The organism is Fictibacillus aquaticus, assembly GCF_002245695.1.
GTDB classification, from domain to species: domain Bacteria; phylum Bacillota; class Bacilli; order Bacillales; family Fictibacillaceae; genus Fictibacillus; species Fictibacillus aquaticus.
The window spans coordinates 1-13965 of the sequence record NZ_NOII01000021.1 but is presented as its reverse complement, the minus strand read 5'-3'; the positions used below and the strand labels follow the sequence as shown (position 1 = coordinate 13965).

At 45.1% G+C, this 13965-nt stretch carries 17 protein-coding genes and 12 tRNA genes; 27 read left to right on the top strand and 2 right to left on the bottom strand.

Going from position 1 to position 13965, the window contains the following annotated elements:
• The first annotated feature begins 93 nt into the window (after positions 1-93).
• The 13 genes from CGZ90_RS18160 to CGZ90_RS18100 all read left to right on the top strand — a co-directional run bounded on the left by CGZ90_RS18160 (position 94) and on the right by CGZ90_RS18100 (position 9053).
• Positions 94-1107: an outer membrane lipoprotein-sorting protein gene (locus CGZ90_RS18160; RefSeq protein WP_094253942.1), complete on the top strand. Its 1014-nt coding sequence runs from the start codon at positions 94-96 to the stop codon at positions 1105-1107.
• Positions 1108-1340: 233 nt separating this feature from the next.
• Positions 1341-2513: an alanine racemase gene (alr, locus tag CGZ90_RS18155; RefSeq protein ID WP_240515478.1), complete on the top strand. Its 1173-nt coding sequence runs from the start codon at positions 1341-1343 to the stop codon at positions 2511-2513.
• 146 nt (positions 2514-2659) lie between these two features.
• Positions 2660-2941: a CopG family ribbon-helix-helix protein gene (locus CGZ90_RS18150; RefSeq protein WP_094253941.1), complete on the top strand. Its 282-nt coding sequence runs from the start codon at positions 2660-2662 to the stop codon at positions 2939-2941.
• A gap of 3 nt (positions 2942-2944) precedes the next feature.
• Positions 2945-3295: a type II toxin-antitoxin system endoribonuclease NdoA gene (gene ndoA / locus CGZ90_RS18145; RefSeq protein WP_094253940.1), complete on the top strand. Its 351-nt coding sequence runs from the start codon at positions 2945-2947 to the stop codon at positions 3293-3295.
• Between the two features lie 593 nt (positions 3296-3888).
• Complete coding sequence (locus tag CGZ90_RS18140) at positions 3889-4719, top strand: STAS domain-containing protein (protein WP_094253939.1); 831 nt, start codon at positions 3889-3891, stop codon at positions 4717-4719.
• Between the two features lie 16 nt (positions 4720-4735).
• Positions 4736-5092 carry an STAS domain-containing protein gene (locus CGZ90_RS18135; RefSeq protein ID WP_094253938.1) on the top strand — a complete coding sequence of 119 codons (357 nt, stop codon included), beginning with the start codon at positions 4736-4738 and terminating at the stop codon, positions 5090-5092.
• A 2-nt stretch (positions 5093-5094) separates the two neighbouring features.
• Positions 5095-5496 carry an anti-sigma regulatory factor gene (locus CGZ90_RS18130; protein WP_094253937.1) on the top strand — a complete coding sequence of 134 codons (402 nt, stop codon included), beginning with the start codon at positions 5095-5097 and terminating at the stop codon, positions 5494-5496.
• A gap of 11 nt (positions 5497-5507) precedes the next feature.
• A complete protein-coding gene (locus tag CGZ90_RS18125; protein WP_094253936.1) occupies positions 5508-6515 on the top strand; it encodes a PP2C family protein-serine/threonine phosphatase in 1008 nt (335 codons plus the stop codon).
• A 61-nt stretch (positions 6516-6576) separates the two neighbouring features.
• Positions 6577-6909, top strand: a complete 333-nt coding sequence (locus CGZ90_RS18120) for an STAS domain-containing protein (RefSeq protein ID WP_094253935.1) — start codon at positions 6577-6579, stop codon at positions 6907-6909.
• Positions 6906-7388, top strand: coding sequence for an anti-sigma B factor RsbW (gene rsbW, locus CGZ90_RS18115; protein ID WP_094253934.1), 483 nt, complete (start codon positions 6906-6908; stop codon positions 7386-7388). The genes CGZ90_RS18120 and rsbW overlap by 4 nt, the downstream gene beginning before the upstream one ends.
• Positions 7354-8145 carry an RNA polymerase sigma factor SigB gene (sigB, locus tag CGZ90_RS18110; protein ID WP_094253933.1) on the top strand — a complete coding sequence of 264 codons (792 nt, stop codon included), beginning with the start codon at positions 7354-7356 and terminating at the stop codon, positions 8143-8145. The genes rsbW and sigB overlap by 35 nt, the downstream gene beginning before the upstream one ends.
• Positions 8142-8753, top strand: a complete 612-nt coding sequence (locus tag CGZ90_RS18105; RefSeq protein ID WP_094253932.1) for a PP2C family serine/threonine-protein phosphatase — start codon at positions 8142-8144, stop codon at positions 8751-8753. The genes sigB and CGZ90_RS18105 overlap by 4 nt, the downstream gene beginning before the upstream one ends.
• Positions 8754-8858: 105 nt before the next feature.
• Positions 8859-9053, top strand: a complete 195-nt coding sequence (locus CGZ90_RS18100; RefSeq protein WP_094253931.1) for a hypothetical protein — start codon at positions 8859-8861, stop codon at positions 9051-9053.
• Between the two features lie 186 nt (positions 9054-9239).
• Here the strand turns inward: CGZ90_RS18100 and CGZ90_RS20840 are convergent, their stop codons facing one another.
• The gene (locus CGZ90_RS20840; protein ID WP_165766907.1) at positions 9240-9398 is read right to left on the bottom strand and encodes a hypothetical protein; all 159 of its coding nucleotides are present in this window, start codon (positions 9396-9398) and stop codon (positions 9240-9242) included.
• Positions 9399-9536: 138 nt separating this feature from the next.
• Between CGZ90_RS20840 and CGZ90_RS18095 the strand changes: the two genes are divergently transcribed.
• On the top strand, positions 9537-11732 hold the full coding sequence (locus CGZ90_RS18095; protein ID WP_094253930.1) for a Tex family protein: 2196 nt from the start codon (positions 9537-9539) through the stop codon (positions 11730-11732).
• Positions 11733-11751: 19 nt separating this feature from the next.
• Here the strand turns inward: CGZ90_RS18095 and cmpA are convergent, their stop codons facing one another.
• Positions 11752-11886: a cortex morphogenetic protein CmpA gene (gene cmpA, locus CGZ90_RS18090; protein ID WP_094253929.1), complete on the bottom strand. Its 135-nt coding sequence runs from the start codon at positions 11884-11886 to the stop codon at positions 11752-11754.
• Positions 11887-11978: 92 nt separating this feature from the next.
• On the opposite strand from cmpA, the gene CGZ90_RS18085 reads away from it, so the two are divergent.
• The 13 genes from CGZ90_RS18085 to CGZ90_RS18025 all read left to right on the top strand — a co-directional run bounded on the left by CGZ90_RS18085 (position 11979) and on the right by CGZ90_RS18025 (position 13841).
• Positions 11979-12437, top strand: coding sequence for a SprT family protein (locus CGZ90_RS18085; protein WP_094253928.1), 459 nt, complete (start codon positions 11979-11981; stop codon positions 12435-12437).
• 153 nt (positions 12438-12590) lie between these two features.
• Positions 12591-12665 (top strand) — tRNA-Asn (locus CGZ90_RS18080).
• 6 nt (positions 12666-12671) lie between these two features.
• Positions 12672-12762 (top strand) — tRNA-Ser (locus CGZ90_RS18075).
• 3 nt (positions 12763-12765) lie between these two features.
• Positions 12766-12840, top strand: a tRNA-Glu gene (locus tag CGZ90_RS18070).
• A gap of 32 nt (positions 12841-12872) precedes the next feature.
• Positions 12873-12948, top strand: a tRNA-Asp gene (locus CGZ90_RS18065).
• 29 nt (positions 12949-12977) lie between these two features.
• A tRNA-Gln gene (locus CGZ90_RS18060) sits at positions 12978-13052 on the top strand.
• A 79-nt stretch (positions 13053-13131) separates the two neighbouring features.
• Positions 13132-13207: transfer RNA gene (locus CGZ90_RS18055), tRNA-Lys, on the top strand.
• Between the two features lie 15 nt (positions 13208-13222).
• Positions 13223-13306 (top strand) — tRNA-Leu (locus CGZ90_RS18050).
• 64 nt (positions 13307-13370) lie between these two features.
• Positions 13371-13456 (top strand) — tRNA-Leu (locus CGZ90_RS18045).
• 58 nt (positions 13457-13514) lie between these two features.
• Positions 13515-13591: transfer RNA gene (locus CGZ90_RS18040), tRNA-Arg, on the top strand.
• Positions 13592-13594: 3 nt separating this feature from the next.
• Positions 13595-13671, top strand: a tRNA-Pro gene (locus CGZ90_RS18035).
• 8 nt (positions 13672-13679) lie between these two features.
• Positions 13680-13753, top strand: a tRNA-Gly gene (locus CGZ90_RS18030).
• Positions 13754-13764: 11 nt separating this feature from the next.
• Positions 13765-13841 (top strand) — tRNA-Ile (locus CGZ90_RS18025).
• The last annotated feature ends 124 nt before the right edge of the window (positions 13842-13965 follow it).

Below are 13965 nucleotides of genomic sequence, written 5' to 3'. Positions count from 1 at the left end.
CCACACTTGTCTCATATATTGTATTGCGGTAGAGGGGCTGTTCGATTCTAAGCCCTTCTTTGTCAAAACAAACGGGACAAAGGGGATGGGAGAATGAAAAAAACTTTGTCATTGTCACTGATGGCATTGTTGATGGTATTTATGCTGGCAGCCTGCGGATCAAGGAGTCAAGAAGATGTTGTTGATTCCTTAGGCGAAAAGATGGATAAGATGACAGGGTATAAAGCAGACGCAAAAATGACGCTGAACACAGGCGAAAAGCCGATTACTTATGATATCGAGATCTGGCATAAAGAGCCTTATTTTTATCGTGTGAGCCTGAAAAACACAGCCAAAGATCAAAGCCAGATGATTTTAAGAAATAAGGAAGGTGTATTTGTTCTTACGCCTGCGCTGAACAAAAGTTTCCGTTTCCAGAGCGATTGGCCGGAAAATAACAGCCAGGTATACTTGTTCGAGTCTCTCGCAGCCGATATTCTGAACGATTCTGACAGAGGATTTAAAGAAAAGAATGATAACTATGTCTTCAACACAAAAACAAACTATCAGAACAAAAACCTGTATCAGCAGGAAATCACGCTGAACGATGATCTGGAGCCTAAGATGGTCAGAGTGATGGATAAAGATCAGAAGGAACTCGTGAAGCTGGAGTTCAGCAACGTGGAGTTTAACGCTAAATTTGATAAGAGTGCGTTCGATATGGAGAAAAATATGTCCGGTGCACAGATGAAAACACCAGTCATGGCTGTTGAGGACGGGGCAGACTTTGAAGTGATGTACCCGACATATACGCCGGACGGCATGGAGATCGCCAATGAACGTGAAGTCGGAATCGAGGACGGCTCTAAAGTTGTACTGAACTATGCTGATGAAAAGAACGGAAAATCGTTCACCCTCATTCAGCAGAAAACAACGGCTATCCAGACGACAAGGCTGACGCTGACGAATGGTGAACCTGTGGATCTAGGTTTTACAGTCGGTGCGATGACGGACAACTCGATTTCCTGGAACGATAAAGGAATTGACTACTTCCTCGCTTCAAGCACACTTAAACAAGAAGAAATGATATCAATCGCCAGGTCGGTAAACGGTCAGAGTGTGAAGTAAAGAATAAAATGAGGGAGCGGCTATGAGTAGCTACTCCTTTTTTGTTTGGGTTTTATCTGGGCTGGGGTACGGTACCATTTCACACTGCTTGCTCTATGGCGCATTGTTTAACGAAATGGTACCGTACCCCCGCAATGTCACACTTTAATCTCCTTGCCTGTTGCTATACAATAAGGTTTAGAAAACGCTCACAATTGGACATCATGGCAGACAACGAGACAGGAGGAGTTTTTTTGGACGGCGGGCACTTTTACAGAGATACATGGGCAGAAATTGATCTTGGAAGTATAAAAGAAAACATCACTTCGTTTAAAAAACATTTGCCGGCTGAGACTGGAATCATGGCAATCGTAAAGGCGAATGGCTATGGCCATGGAGCTTTCCAAACGGCACAGGCTGCATTAGAAGCAGGCGCACAGGAGCTTGGTGTTGCGACACTTGATGAGGCGATCGCACTCAGAAGGCAGGGAATCGAAGCACCGATTTTAATCATGAATCGGATTAGACCTGAATATGCTAACCTGGCGGCTAAATTGGGCTTGGCTGTGACGGTGTTTCATAAAGAATGGCTGGCAGAGGCGGCAGCAGAAATCGAAGAAGGTCTGACATTGTCTCTTCATGTTAAGACAGATACGGGGATGGGACGTGTCGGAACCAAATCTAAGGGTGAAACGGCTGAGCTTATAAAAGAAGCGGGTAAGGATGGCTGCTTTAAAGTCACAGGCTTATTCACCCACTTTGCAACAGCGGATGAACTGGATTCCTCACTTTTCAAACAGCAGCTTGCTGTTTTCAAAGAGCTTGTTCAAGAGCTTAAGCAGCTGGAGATTTGCCCTCCTGTCATTCATTGCGGGAACAGTGCAGCCTCCTTGATGGCTCCGGAAGAACTTTTTAATGTTGCGAGAATAGGAATTTCAATGTACGGACTCACTCCTTCTAATGAGCTTCTCCCTGTTCTTCCTTTTCAGCTGAAAGAAGCTTTCAGCCTGTATACGAGGCTGATTCATGTGAAGAAAATCAATCGAGGCGATACAGTCAGCTACGGCGCCACATATCAGGCGGAAGAAGAGGAATGGATCGGCACGCTTCCAATCGGCTATGCAGATGGCTGGATGCGCCGTTTCTCTCCAGGCGCAGAGGCTATCATAAACGGCAGAAAAGTGCCCATTGTAGGCAGGATCTGCATGGATCAATGCATGGTTAGACTTCCTCATGAGATGGAAGTCGGCACACTCGTGACACTAGTCGGCCAGCAGGACGATGAAAAGATTTCGATCGATGACCTGGCAAAGCTTGCAGGGACGATCAACTATGAAATTCCTTGCTTAATTTCTTCAAGAGTGCCAAGAACTTTCAAAGAAAATGGTCGAATTTTAGAAAATATGAATGTAATTTTAAATTTTTAGCAGAATATTAGCAGGACTATTCTTTTTATTGAAGAAGTTATACTCTGAAAATCACTTTGCAATAGGTGTTTTGCAGTGATAAGATTATATGTGGTGAAAAGGAACATGATCGTTCGTATATTAGCTTTGCGCTGGAGGTGTAGGGTGTGTCCGAATTAAACCTGAAGAGAATTGTGGTTAGTCTCCCTCAACAATTGCTTAGTGAGGTAGACCGTGTTATACAGAAAGAAAATTTGGACCGCAGCGAATTTATCCATCAAGCTACTGAAATGTATCTTCGAGAAAAGAAGAACAAAAGACAGTTTCGTGATGAGATGAGACAGGGTTATATGGAAATGGCGAAGATTAACCTTAAGATTGCATCGGAGGCCTTTCTTTTAGAGGAGGAAGCTGATCATACCTTGGACCGCTTAGTTAGCGGGGTGTAACCGTTGATTGTCAAACGCGGAGACGTATACTTTGCAGATCTTTCTCCCGTGGTCGGCTCAGAGCAGGGAGGGATCAGACCTGTTCTGATTATACAGAATGATATCGGAAACAGGTTCAGCCCTACTGTCATTGTAGCGGCGATTACTGCTCAGATCCAAAAAGCAAAACTTCCGACTCATGTTGAAATTGATGCGAAAAAGTATGGATTTGAGAGAGATTCTGTCATCTTGCTTGAACAGATTCGGACCATTGACAAACAGCGCCTCACGGATAAGATTACCCATCTTGACGAAGGTATGATGAAGCGGGTCGACGAAGCGCTTCAAATCAGCCTAGGGCTTGTTGACTTTTAAAACTCAATAACTTTACATTTGCTGCCTGATAAATATGTCAGGCAGTTTTTTTATAGAAAGTTCACGGATTTAGGTTTATAAGGTTTGGTAGACGGGTAATCAATGGTGTTATTATTTTAAAATGTTTCATTGAAGAGTGCTTTCTTATATAAAGAAGATTCTTCGAAGCTGGTGAGGTAAGTTTTCACTGTCTAACATTCTCCGCTTCATTTTTCACTCTGCTTTTTTTTCATTCGTATTTAGTTTGATCGTCTTGAATCCATCATTGATAAAGTTGATCGGAGTGTAAGGCGCCGACTCCTCGAAAATGGAAATCACATTTTCTTCGTGCGATGTCTTGCTGCGTTGCCTTCCTTATCCTGCGGGACAAGCGGTCAGGTGAGACCCTTTAGGACGCGTAGCGGCAAAGGGGCTCACCGACTGCCCCGCGGAAAGCGTGCGCCTGAAACGGAGATCAACTTCTTCTTAGAATTCTTTAGTAGCAACGAAGCCTTACATGAATCTCCAATAAATTGGAAACAGCTTTTCATTGCACAAAAAAATCATAAATGAAATAATGAAAGTATTATTTGAAACACGGAGGTGCAGGCGACATGGATTCATTAATAGTCAACGTCCTAACAAAGAACCAGGATGTCCTGCTCAAGAAATGGCTCATAGAACTTGAAAAAACTGATATTACGGGTCACGTAAAATTCGCGGCGACACCTAATATGCTTAGGGATACAAATGAAGAGTTCTTCCGGCTGCTCTTGAAGCACATTTCATATAACGACATCTCGCAGGATGGCAGCATTGAACGCTTTTTTGACCAGCTGCTGCAGACAGGCCTTCCTGTTAATTATATGACACAAGGACTGCAGGGAATGCGGCGCGTTATATTGGACGTGCTTCTGGATGATGGGAGCATTGATAAGGAAAAAGCGATAGAGCTTTACAATGATATCGATAGATGGCTTGACCCGATTTTAAACAGAGTTGTTGAAAATTCAGCTCAGATTTGGGAAAAGACCATTTCTATTCAGAAAAGTGCCCTCCTTGAGCTGACGGCGCCTCTCATTCCCGTGTTTCAGCAGGTCAGTGTTATGCCTCTTATCGGCACGATCGATACAGAACGCGCAAAGCTTATTATGGAAAACCTTTTGGACGGCGTGATCAAGTATCGTTCAGAAGTTGTTTTAATTGATATAACAGGGGTTCCTGTAGTGGATACGATGGTCGCGCATCATATTATCCAGGCAGCAGATGCTGTCAGGCTGCTCGGGTCAACCTGCATACTGGTAGGGATAAGACCTGAAATTGCTCAGACAATCGTAAGCCTCGGCATTGATCTGACAGCGTTCCCGACCAAGAGCACGCTGCAGAAAGGCATGGAGCGTGCACTTGAAATCACTAGCCAAGAAATTGTCCGCAAAGAAGATTGAATAGGGAGTGTAGAAGATGAGAATTCCTATTTTGAAATTGCATGAATATCTGCTTATAACGATTCAGGTAGAGCTGGATGACCAGACCGCCCTTCAATTTCAAGAAGACTTGCTCAGTAAAATTCATGACACTGGAGCAAAAGGCGTTGTAATAGACTTAACGTCTGTAGATATGATTGATTCATTCATCGCGAAGGTACTTGGCGATGTAGTACGCATGTCAAAACTAATGGGCGCACAGGTTGTGCTTACTGGAATACAGCCTGCGGTTGCAATCACTCTGATTGATTTAGGTATCTCCATGAGGGAGGTCCCAACAGCTCTTGATTTGGAACAGGGGCTTGATAAATTGCGTCTGGAACTGGAGGGATGATCATGGACATCCAATCCTGTGTAGAAGTGCGCAATGAATGGGACATCGTAAGCGCCAGACAATTAGGAAGAAATATGGCGAAAGAGCTTGGTTTCGGAAATGTCGACCAAGCAAGAATCACTACTGCCATTTCTGAACTAGCACGAAACATCTACTTGTACGCGGGAAACGGGAAAATTTGTATTCAGCCGATTGATCAGCTAGGTAAAAAGGGTCTGAAGATTATAGCCCTGGACAGCGGACCTGGAATAAGGGATATCCGTAGAGTCATGGAAGATGGATATACGACTTCTGGAGGACTTGGGGCAGGACTTCCTGGTGTGAAAAGGCTGATGGACGAGTTTTCGATTGAATCCACAGTGGATGTAGGAACAGAAATAAACGCAACGAAATGGCTCCGATAGGAGGAAACTGCTTGACTGGCAAAGACGCAATAATTGATCGCTATCAAGATTTAATAACAACTTATATAAAAGGCAAGTCGGAAACCGCTCTTTACAAAGGGCAGCAGTTCAGCCGAAAGCTTATCGAGCAGCAGATTTCACCTGAGGATGTCATTTCTCTTCATATTCAGGTGATGCATGACCTTTTCCCGGATATGGACGAGGATATGAGGGATTCATTCGACTTTCTTCTGGAAGTGATGATCGGCTACGGTTTTGCATACCGTGAGCATCAGTCCTTAAGGGATAAGCAGCAGCAGCTCGAATCAGAAATTGAGGTTGCCGCAAGCATGCAGCAGACATTGCTGCTTAGCGATGTGCCTGAAGTAGACTGCCTCGATATTGGCGTGATCAGCGTCCCGGCTAAGAAAATGAACGGCGACTACTTCAATTTCGTTAAAGACGGTAACGCGCTGAGTGTAGCGGTGGCAGATATCATCGGTAAAGGTATCCCTGCTGCTCTTTGCATGTCCATGATCAAATACGCGATGGACAGCCTGCCTCAGCAGCAGCAGAAGCCGCACTTGCTTCTTGAAAATCTGAATCATGTAGTAGAGCAGAACGTTCACCCGAACATGTTTATTACGATGCTGCATGGATTATATAATCCGGACAACCATACGTTCTCATATGCAGGCGCTGGACACGAACCAGGTTTTATCTATCGTGCATCTGAAGACCGCTTTGAAGACATGATTGCTAAAGGGATCGTTCTTGGTGTATCTCGTACGGCGACTTACCAGCCTTACGAGAAAGCGATTGAGATCGGAGACATGATCATTCTCCTTTCAGACGGTGTGACGGAGTGCCGGACTAGCAAAGGCTTTATAGAAAGAGACGAAATTGTCGCTCTCATCCGCAAACATATGGATCGTCCGGCGCAGGAACTCGTTCAATCTGTGTTTGAAGAACTTGAAAAGCTTCAGGAATTCGAGCTGAGAGACGATTTTACGCTAATTGTTTTAAAAAGAGTGGTTTAGCACATTCAAAACAAGGGTATTGTATTTTATCCGTTTTAAATTTAACCCTGGGGGGAAAATAATGAATTTGCAAATTAACCATCACACTATCGAACAAACTCATTCATTAAAACTAGCTGGAGAAGTAGACGCATATACGGCTCCCAAATTAAAAGAAGTGCTTGTTCCGTTAACAGAAAAAGAAGGACAGGAAATTATTATTGATCTGTCCGGGATTGAATATATGGATAGCACGGGGCTTGGAATCTTTGTTGGCGCTTTGAAATCTACAAAAGCTAACAACAGTTCTATGAAGCTTCGAGGCATGACCGAAAGGGTCCGCCGCATTTTTGAAATTACCGGCCTTACGGAAGTAATGGACATCGAGAATGAGGTAAAGGGGGAGGCCAAATGAATACAGCCTCTGACTATTTGGAAATGACCGTACCAGCAAAACCAGACTTTGTCGGAGTTGTGCGCCTGACGATCTCAGGAATCGCAAACCGAATGGGTTTTGCTTTCGATGAAATAGAGGATATTAAGATTGCTGTTTCTGAAGCTTGTACGAATGTTGTTAACCATGCTTACAGCGATGCAGAATTAGGCCAGATCCGCATTGGCTGCAATCTTCATGACGACAGATTGGAAGTTACAGTCGTTGACCAAGGAAAAAGTTTTGATTATAACAAGGTGACAGAAAACCTCGGCCCTGTTGACGGTAAGCCGGTTGAACAGCTAACCGAAGGAGGTTTGGGCCTCTTCCTGATTGAAACACTTATGGATAAGGTAGAAATCAGTGGTGAAGCAGGCGTCATGGTCATGATGACGAAGTATCTTCACAGAGATGAGGTGGAGGAAAATGTCGACCGGACCTCGCCAGCATCTTCACAGTAAAGAACAAATTTATGAATGGATTGATGAACTCCAGATTGATCCAACTAACGAGGAATTGCAGACACATCTCGTTCATCAATACGGAGATCTTGTTCATTCATTGGCTAGGAAATTTTCAAAAGGCAAAATTATTCACGATGATTTAGTTCAGGTTGGAATGATTGGACTCTTGGCGGCAATCCGCCGTTATGACAAAACGTTCGGCCGTTCATTTGAATCGTTTGCTGTCCCAACGATTGTCGGCGAAATCAAACGGTTTATCCGCGATAAAACGTGGAGCGTGCATGTGCCGCGCCGCATTAAAGAACTCGGACCTCGAATTAAGCGGGCAGTAGAGGAATTGACAACGAGCCTGCAGCGTTCTCCGAAAATCTATGAGATCGCTGATTATCTCGAGGTCACGGAGGAAGAAGTGCTGGAAACGATGGAGATGGGCAAAAGCTACCAGGCTCTATCTGTGGACAGCACGATCGAGGCAGATCAGGAAGGCAGCACAGTCACACTGCTGGATCTCGTTGGTTCAGATGACGGCGGATTCGATCAAGTGGACAAGCAGATGCTGCTGCAAAAAGCATTTGAAGTATTAACCGATAGAGAAAAAGAAATTCTGCAATGCACGTATTTTGAAAACTTGAGCCAGAAGGAAACGGGCGAACGTCTAGATATTTCGCAAATGCACGTTTCACGTCTGCAGAGACGTGCTCTCGAAAAGCTGCGTGAAGCGATCCGGGTTTCCCCTTCGGAGGCTTTGAAATGATCGAACACCATAGCTTCAACAAGGTCAAAGTGTCGGCTTTTCAGGTGCCTAAAGGCGGAAACGATCTTTGCGGAGATAGTTTTTTCTTTCTTGAAACACCGCAATATTTCATCTGTGCACTAGCAGATGGACTAGGCAGCGGCTCATTGGCTAAAGATGCATCCAAGGCAGCGATGAATATAGTAGAAGAGTATCACTCTGAGGAAATCAGCGACCTTATGGAACGCTGCAATACGGTTCTAAAGCAGACGCGCGGTGCAGTCTTAGCGATTGTTAAATTTGATTATGCAGCAGAGACCGTCAGTTATGCGAGTGTCGGAAATATCCGCTTTATGCTAGCCCCGAGAGATGAAAAGGTGGTTCATCCCCTTTCTACGCTTGGATTTCTAGCAGGCAAGCCGCAAAAATTCAAGATTCAGCAATTTTCTTATCACGGTGAAGCTGCTTTTATGCTGTACTCTGACGGAATGGAGATTCATACGCAGAGCCGCAACATTCTCTCGCGCATGGTATCCCCCGAGGATGCATTGTTTTATATTAGTCAGCTCCCGGTAAATACTGCTGATGACGCAACGTGTATTGTAGGAAGAGTAAAACCAGTTGAATAAAACGCAGCGACTTTTTTTATTTAAAAGGTCTCTGCGTTTTTTTGTTTCCTTAAAGAAATAATTTTGTTTCCCTCTCTATAAGATGAATAGAGAGGGGGCATCTAAATGGGCGCCGGCTTTTGGATTATGATCGCAATACTCATTCTTTACGCTGCTGTTAGGATTTTTCTTGGGTATGCGGAATATGATACCTCCCATCTTAAATACAGACAGACTGCAAAACGGAAAATGAGTGACGCCGACGATGAAGAGAGAAGCGGCACAGCTGAGCAAGAGGAGAAAAAAATAGAAACTTTTTAAGCAAAGGGCTTCCTCCTTAACCGGCAGGAGGTCCTTTTCGTCGTAAAGTAAAGAAAGTGCCTTTTCTAAAAGGTTGTTGTTGCGTGGTTTTCACTCAGTGGAAGGGCTTCGAGGGTGTAAGTTAAGCTTCAACGGCTAATTCATGTAGAATTGCTTGGCAGGCTAATCTTTCATAATATACGATATTCATCCTGCATCCATCTTTGATAAGTTGATCGGAGTGTAAGGCGCCGACTCCTCGAAAATGAACTTCACATTTTCTTCGTGCGATGTAGGGCTGCCGAAGCCTTCCTTGTCCTGCGGGACGAGCGGCCAGGTGAGACCCTTTAGGTCGCGCAGCGGCAAAGGGGCTCACCGGACGCCCCGCGGAAAGCGTGCGCCTGAAACGGAGATCAACCTCTTCTCTGAATTCTTTAAAAAAGCAACATAGGTGACAAAAACAGCTATAATAAAAGGGTGAATCAGAAGGGAGCTGTCGTATTAATGGAACAGGTGACCGAAAGAAAACCCGCTGCTGCGGGAAATGAAACTAGTGTGATCGCAAAGGAACTCGAAATAAAGCTAAAACAGGTCGAGAATGTTATCGCGCTTTTAAACGAAGGGAACACAGTGCCGTTTATTGCCCGCTACAGAAAAGAGCTGACAGGCGGCCTGGATGAAGTACAAATCAAGGCAGTCATGGACAGGTGGCAGTACCTTGAAAATTTAAAATCCAGAAAAGCAGAAGTCATCCGGCTTATAGAAGAACAAGATAAACTAACAGAAGAACTGCGCAATGACATATTAAAAGCATCCAAACTGCAGGAAGTGGAAGACCTCTACCGCCCATACAAGCAAAAAAGAAGGACAAGGGCATCTGCAGCAAAAGAAAAAGGACTTGAACCGCTGGCGTCGTGGCTTCTTCAATTAACAAGCGACCCGGTTAATAAAGAAGCGGCTGCTTACATCAATCAGGATAAAGGTGTTTCGACGGCAGAAGAGGCGCTTCAAGGGGCGATGGACATTATCGCTGAAACCGTATCAGATGAGCCGGCAACCCGTAAATGGATTCGCGAGCTGACATTTAAAAAAGGCGCAATAAAAACATCCGCCACCAAAAACGCAGACAAAGATGAAAAGAAAATATATGAAATGTACTACGAGTACGAAGAAGCTGTCAGCAAAATCGTTCCTCACCGCGTGCTGGCTGTGAACAGGGGAGAAAGAGAGGATGTTCTGAAGGTAGCAGTCACAGCGCCTGAAGAGGATATTATCTCGAGATTGCTACGCCAATTAATTAAGAAACCTCAGTCACCATCGGCTCAATACATAAAAGCAGCGATTGAGGACGGGTATAAACGCCTGATTGCTCCTTCTATTGAGCGTGAGATCCGAACAGAGCTGACCGAAACAGCAGAAGAGCGAGCCATTCACATTTTTTCTGAAAACGTTAAAAGCCTATTGCTGCAAGCTCCGTTAAAAGGAAAGATGGTCCTTGGAGTTGACCCGGCTTACCGCACAGGCTGCAAACTTGGAGTTGTGGACGAAACAGGAAAGGTTCTTCACATTCAAACGATTTATCCTACCCCGCCACGTTCAGAGGTTGAAAAGTCGGCCAAAATTGTCCAGCAGCTGATCGAAAAATACGGAATCGAGCTGATCGCCATCGGGAACGGAACGGCTTCCCGCGAGACCGAGCAGTTTATCGTCAACACGATTCAAAGCATCGACAGCAAAGTGGCTTATGTCATCGTAAACGAAGCAGGAGCAAGCGTGTACTCTGCGTCGCCAGTGGCAAGAGAAGAATTCCCTGATCTTCAAGTAGAAGAACGAAGCGCGATCTCAATCGCCAGAAGACTTCAGGACCCGCTTGCAGAGCTCGTAAAAATCGATCCGAAATCAATCGGAGTCGGCCAGTATCAGCATGATGTATCACAAAAACGCCTGAATGAAGAGGTAACGTTTGTCGTTGAAACAGCGGTAAACCTTGTCGGCGTTAACGTAAATACTGCATCGGCATCACTGCTGCAATATGTATCAGGGCTTTCTAAAACAGTTGCCCAGAACATCGTTAAACAGCGTGATGAAATCGGAAAGTTCAGCAGCCGCAGCGAATTGAAGAAAATCCCGCGTCTAGGTGCGAAAACATATGAGCAGGCGATCGGCTTCCTCCGCATCCAAGGCGGCAAGCAGCCGCTAGACGGGACTGGCATCCATCCTGAGAGCTATGATGCCGCGAAAAGAGTGCTGGAGGAAATCGGAGAGTCCGTTAAAACAATCGGAACCGAGACTGTTAAGGAAAAACTTTCTCAGTTGTCTGTAAATGACGTATCCGAAAAACTGAACATCGGCGTGCCGACGCTTAAGGATATTATTGAAGGGTTATCGCGTCCGGGAAGAGATCCGCGTGATGAACTCGAAGGACCAGTCTTGAAGACAGATGTATTGAAAATGGAAGATCTCAAATCTGGCATGGAACTCCAAGGAACTGTCCGTAACGTTGTCGACTTCGGTGCGTTCGTCGATATCGGAGTAAAGCAGGATGGGCTCGTCCATATCTCTAAGCTCACTACACGTTTTGTGAAAAATCCAATGGAAGTGGTAAGTGTAGGACAGGTCGTAACCGTTTGGGTCGACTCAGTTGATCTGAAAAAGGAACGCATCGCACTCACGATGGTTAACCCGCAAAAAAATAGCTAAAAAATAAAGCACTGCCTCTTTAAGGATTTTGACTCTCCTTTAAGGCAGTGTTTTTTTTGTTATAAAAAAACCAGCACTGGTTTAACAAGCGGATCTGGTAGCGGTCTTTCTGATAATACGCACGGCGAAGCTGACGTTTGAACCACACAGGCATGCGAATGACCTCCTTGCGAACCGTCTGATGTTGTGTTTTAGTTTATGTAAGAACGCTTGTTAGTGTGAACCAAAACTTGAGGTGGCGTGAACATGGATCAGCAGCAGCTGCAGCTTTTAACAGAATCAATTTCTAGAGACTTCTTTCATAAGCCGTTTCGGCATACCGCCCGGTTTAACAGCCGCTTAAAAACGACCGGCGGACGCTATCTGCTGCGGAGCCACGATATCGAGATCAATCCAAAGCAATACGAGATCTTTGGTGAAGAAGCGCTGGTCAGCATCATCAAACATGAGCTTGTTCATTATCACCTTCATATAGAAAGCAGGGGATACAAGCATCGAGACCCCGAATTCCGGCAGCTGCTGGAGGAGGTTGGAGGCGCGAGGTTCTGCCAGTCGTTGCCTGGCGCAATTCGAAAAGAAGCTTATAAACATCTCTATAAATGCACAGACTGTAATGTGTCGTTCAAGCGCAAGAGAAGAGTAAACACGGCTAAATATGTGTGCGGAAGATGCAGAGGAAAACTAATTCATATAATTTCTGAATAAGTTATTGACTACTGCATGCAATATGTGATAATTTAATTAAGTCGCTGTTGGACATTACGTAAAACACGCGATAACAACAAGAAAAAAACCTGTGAAAAACAGGTTGACATCTGAAGCTTAAAGTATTAAGATATTAATTGTCTTTAAAAGCATTCCACAGTAGCTCAGTGGTAGAGCTATCGGCTGTTAACCGATCGGTCGCAGGTTCGAGTCCTGCCTGTGGAGCCATATTACAGAGAAGTACCCAAGTGGCTCAAGGGGCTCCCCTGCTAAGGGAGTAGATCGCTAACGCGGTGCGAGGGTTCGAATCCCTTCTTCTCTGCCAGATGGCCCGTTGGTCAAGCGGTTAAGACACCGCCCTTTCACGGCGGTAACACGGGTTCGAATCCCGTACGGGTCACCATCAACTTACTTAATTTAGTTTCATATCATTGCGGATCCGTGGTGTAGTGGTTAACATGCCTGCCTGTCACGCAGGAGATCGCCGGTTCGACCCCGGTCGGGTCCGCCATTTATTTTTTAAAATTAAAACAACAACGATGGGCTATAGCCAAGCGGTAAGGCAACGGACTTTGACTCCGTCACGCGTAGGTTCGAATCCTGCTAGCCCAGCCATTTTTTCTTAAAAGCCATTGTGAATTACGGCGAGTTGTCTCGACGGATACACCGATTAATCCGACGAACATTATAGCATGAGCCATTAGCTCAGTCGGTAGAGCATCTGACTTTTAATCAGAGGGTCGAAGGTTCGAGTCCTTCATGGCTCACCATTTAATTTGAATAATGCGGGTGTGGCGGAATTGGCAGACGCGCTAGACTTAGGATCTAGTGTCATTGACGTGGGGGTTCGAGTCCCTTCACCCGCACCATTATTCATTTTTTGTTTCCATATAAGTTTTTAGTGCGAGACCAATGCGCAGCAAACTTTGCAGCGCGGTCGTGGCGGAATGGCAGACGCGCTAGCTTGAGGGGCTAGTGGGTGTATACCCGTGGAGGTTCGAGTCCTCTCGACCGCACCAAAATACTTATCACTTAAATTTGACGAACCGATGTGTTTCGCCAACATAATAATATAGTGCGCCCTTAGCTCAGCTGGATAGAGTGTTTGACTACGAATCAAAAGGTCGGGAGTTCGAATCTCTCAGGGCGCGCCATAACGGGAAGTGGCTCAGCTTGGTAGAGCACCTGGTTTGGGACCAGGGGGTCGCAGGTTCAAATCCTGTCTTCCCGACCATGATTTTTGCGGGTGTAGTTTAATGGTAAAACAAGAGCCTTCCAAGCTCTGGTCGTGAGTTCGATTCTCATCACCCGCTCCATTTCTTTTACCGGGCCTATAGCTCAGCTGGTTAGAGCGCACGCCTGATAAGCGTGAGGTCGATGGTTCGAGTCCATTTAGGCCCACCATTATTTTTTTGAAAATGTGGTTGACACGGATTCAAAAAAGAGGTATGATTGTTGAGCTGCTTTAAAAAGCAGTTAAAAAGGTTCTTTGAAAACTGAACAAAAGCATAGGTAAGGAATTAAATTA

Bases quoted from the DNA above. Each gene is read 5' to 3' on its own strand.
- CGZ90_RS18160 (WP_094253942.1), top strand. From the start codon at position 94: ATGAAAAAAACTTTGTCATTGTCACTGATGGCATTGTTGATGGTATTT.
- CGZ90_RS18140 (WP_094253939.1), top strand. From the start codon at position 3,889: ATGGATTCATTAATAGTCAACGTCCTAACAAAGAACCAGGATGTCCTG.
- CGZ90_RS18135 (WP_094253938.1), top strand. From the start codon at position 4,736: ATGAGAATTCCTATTTTGAAATTGCATGAATATCTGCTTATAACGATT.
- CGZ90_RS18130 (WP_094253937.1), top strand. From the start codon at position 5,095: ATGGACATCCAATCCTGTGTAGAAGTGCGCAATGAATGGGACATCGTA.
- CGZ90_RS18120 (WP_094253935.1), top strand. From the start codon at position 6,577: ATGAATTTGCAAATTAACCATCACACTATCGAACAAACTCATTCATTA.
- rsbW (WP_094253934.1), top strand. From the start codon at position 6,906: ATGAATACAGCCTCTGACTATTTGGAAATGACCGTACCAGCAAAACCA.
- sigB (WP_094253933.1), top strand. From the start codon at position 7,354: ATGTCGACCGGACCTCGCCAGCATCTTCACAGTAAAGAACAAATTTAT.
- CGZ90_RS18105 (WP_094253932.1), top strand. From the start codon at position 8,142: ATGATCGAACACCATAGCTTCAACAAGGTCAAAGTGTCGGCTTTTCAG.
- CGZ90_RS18100 (WP_094253931.1), top strand. From the start codon at position 8,859: ATGGGCGCCGGCTTTTGGATTATGATCGCAATACTCATTCTTTACGCT.
- CGZ90_RS18095 (WP_094253930.1), top strand. From the start codon at position 9,537: ATGGAACAGGTGACCGAAAGAAAACCCGCTGCTGCGGGAAATGAAACT.
- cmpA (WP_094253929.1), bottom strand. From the start codon at position 11,886: ATGCCTGTGTGGTTCAAACGTCAGCTTCGCCGTGCGTATTATCAGAAA.
- CGZ90_RS18085 (WP_094253928.1), top strand. From the start codon at position 11,979: ATGGATCAGCAGCAGCTGCAGCTTTTAACAGAATCAATTTCTAGAGAC.